The sequence below is a fragment of the Gordonia alkanivorans NBRC 16433 genome, from assembly GCF_000225505.1.
GTDB classification, from domain to species: Bacteria; Actinomycetota; Actinomycetes; order Mycobacteriales; family Mycobacteriaceae; genus Gordonia; species Gordonia alkanivorans.
This window is the reverse complement of sequence record NZ_BACI01000105.1, coordinates 1-2,644: the sequence shown is the minus strand read 5'-3', so window position 1 is coordinate 2,644 and position 2,644 is coordinate 1. Positions and strand designations below refer to the sequence as shown.

General features: G+C 64.9%; 4 protein-coding genes and 1 pseudogene. All 5 read right to left on the bottom strand.

The genetic code is table 11. The features are described 5' to 3' along the window. Nucleotides 1-121: pseudogene (locus GOALK_RS24365) on the bottom strand (arsenate-mycothiol transferase ArsC); the annotation flags it as partial. Continuing rightward, on the bottom strand, nt 118-543 hold the full coding sequence (locus GOALK_RS19475; RefSeq protein ID WP_006360546.1) for an arsenate reductase ArsC: 426 nt from the start codon (nt 541-543) through the stop codon (nt 118-120). The pseudogene GOALK_RS24365 and the gene GOALK_RS19475, both read right to left, overlap by 4 nt. Nucleotides 544-584: 41 nt before the next feature. Further along, a complete protein-coding gene (locus GOALK_RS19470; protein WP_006360545.1) occupies nt 585-1,268 on the bottom strand; it encodes an arsenate reductase ArsC in 684 nt (227 codons plus the stop codon). Beyond that, nucleotides 1,261-2,361, bottom strand: coding sequence for an ACR3 family arsenite efflux transporter (arsB, locus tag GOALK_RS19465; protein ID WP_005193688.1), 1,101 nt, complete (start codon nt 2,359-2,361; stop codon nt 1,261-1,263). The genes GOALK_RS19470 and arsB overlap by 8 nt, the downstream gene beginning before the upstream one ends. Then, on the bottom strand, nt 2,358-2,644 hold a 287-nt coding region (locus tag GOALK_RS19460), incomplete at its 5' end, for an ArsR/SmtB family transcription factor (protein WP_006360544.1). The genes arsB and GOALK_RS19460, both read right to left, overlap by 4 nt.

The window sequence follows — 2,644 nt, the reverse complement described above, 5'->3', positions numbered from 1 at the left end:
CGCTGGTGCCGGCCGAGGATGGGGTGATCCGGGCGGTGACTGTCGGTGTGAGATGTTCGGCCATCACCGATTTGCCGCGATTGGACACGCACACGAACAGCACCTGCGGTGTCGTGCTCACCGGCCGACCTGCTGGTCGGCGGGTACGAGTTCGTCGAGGAGGTCCTCGACGAGTCCGCGGATCTGATCGCGGATCGGGCGGACCGCGTCAATGCCTTGGCCGGCTGGGTCGTCGAGGGCCCAGTCGCGGTACCTGACGCCGGGGAATACTGGACATGCATCGCCACAGCCCATGGTGATCACCACGTCGGAGGATTCGACCGTGTCGGGGGTGAGGATCTTCGGTGACTGCGCGGAGATGTCGATACCGACTTCGGCCATCGCCGCGACAGCGGCGGGATTGATCGAGTCGGCGGGAGCAGATCCGGCGGAGCGGACCTCGACACTGCCCTGGCTCAGAGCGGTGAGGAACCCCGCGGCCATCTGTGAGCGGCCAGCATTGTGGACGCACACGAACAGCACGCTAGGTCGAGAGGAAGACATGAAACACAGGCCCTTTCAGCTGTGGAGGAAAGCTCGGAAAGTCACACACGGTCGGCCGTGAGCTCGGCAAGGAGCTCGCGAACCCGGGCATCAAGGTCATCGCGGATGGCGCGAACCTCGCCTAGTGGACGGCCTTCAGGATCGGAGACCGTCCAGTCGAGATACCGCTTACCGGGATAGATCGGACACGCGTCGCCGCAACCCATCGCTACGACCACGTCGGCGGCGGCGACCACATCGTCGGTTAGCGGTTTGGGGTACTGCGTACCCAAGTCGACGCCGATCTCGCTCATTGCTTCGACGACGGTCGGGTTGATCGAGTGCGCGGGTGTTGACCCGGCTGAGCGCACGTGTACCCGCCCAGCGGCGTGATGGGTCAACAATCCTGCGGCCATCTGCGAGCGGCCGGCGTTCTGCACGCAGATGAAGAGAACCTCGGGCACATCCTTGGGCACCGCGCCCTCAGCCTGGGCGAGGGCGCGTAACCGATCAGCCGCGAACCGGCCCGCCAAGGTCGTCAGATGCGTATGCACCCGGGAGGTACGCCGTAACACGGTGTAGGACTCGAAGACACAGCGTTCTACCGTCTGGCGAGACACCACCCCTTCGTACTTGGCGGCCAAGTCGGCGGCGGTACGGGCCAACACGGTATGAGGCATCAACAGTTCGGGCTGCTCGCGGTGTTCACCGCGACGTAGGTGTTCGTCCAACGCATTCTCAGACATCGCGAGCAGGCTCCTTCGACACATCTAGGCTAGAAGCAGTGGGAGTTGTGAAGCGTTTCCGCAATGCCAGGGACACATAGACGAGGGCGACGAGAACCGGGACCTCGATCAGTGGCCCGATGACCCCGGCGAGAGCCTGGCCGGAGGTCGCACCATAGGTCGCGATCGCGACGGCGATGGCGAGTTCGAAGTTGTTGCCGGCGGCGGTGAACGCCAGCGTGGTGGTCCGTGCGTAACCCAGCCCCATCGCGGCGCCGAGGACGAATCCGCCACCCCACATCACCGCGAAGTAGATCAGCAGCGGCAGCGCGATCCGCACGACGTCCCACGGGTGAGAGGTGATCTGCTCCCCCTGCAAGGCGAACAGGATGACGATGGTGAACAGCAGACCGTAGAGGGCCCACGGCCCCAATCGCGGGAGGAACGAGGATTCGTACCATTCGCGGCCTCTGGCCCGTTCGCCGATGCGGCGGGTGAGATAGCCGGCGATCAACGGGATTCCGAGGAAGATCAGCACCGACTTCGCGATCTGCCACGGCGAGGTGTCGATGGTCGTCTGTTCCAGGCCGAGCCATCCGGGTAGCACCGAAAGGTAGAACCAGCCCAGCACGGCGAACATGATCACCTGGAACACCGAGTTCAGTGCGACGAGGACGGCAGCCGCCTCGCGGTCGCCGCACGCCAGGTCGTTCCAGATGATGACCATCGCGATACAGCGCGCCAGACCGACGATGATCAGTCCGGTCCGGTATTCCGGTAGGTCCGGGAGCAGAAGCCAGGCCAGCGCGAACATCAACGCGGGTCCGACGATCCAGTTCAGCAGGAGCGATCCCAGGAGCAGGCGACGATCGCCAGTGACCGAGTCGAGTCGGTCGTAGCGCACCTTGGCCAGCACCGGATACATCATGATCAGCAGTCCGAGAGCGATTGGCAGCGAGATGCCGTCGATCTCCACGGCCGCCAGGGCGTCACCCAGGCCGGGAACGGTGCGGCCCAGCATCAGGCCCGCGACCATTGCTGCGCCGATCCACACCGGCAGGAACCGGTCGAGCATCGACAACTTCGCCGCGACCGCGGTGTCGGTGGTGGTCACTGGTCGGCCTCGCACGAACGAGTTTCCCCCACAACCATGGCGAGATCGCCCAGCAGGACCGACAGTTGTTGCAGTGCTTCGGTGTTCACACGGTAGTACACCCAGGTCGCGCGGCGTTCGCTCGTCACCAGACCCGCCTGACGCAGCACCTTGAGATGATGCGAGATCGTCGGCTGCGACAGCTCGAACGGCCCGGAGATGTCGCACACGCACGCCTCACCTCCCGGATGCGCGGCGACCTCCGACAGCAACCGCAGCCGAACCGGATCCGCGAGCGCCTTCA

Coding starts and splice junctions, on each gene's coding strand:
- GOALK_RS19470 (WP_006360545.1), bottom strand. CDS start 1,268: ATGTCTGAGAATGCGTTGGACGAACACCTACGTCGCGGTGAACACCGC.
- GOALK_RS19475 (WP_006360546.1), bottom strand. CDS start 543: ATGTCTTCCTCTCGACCTAGCGTGCTGTTCGTGTGCGTCCACAATGCT.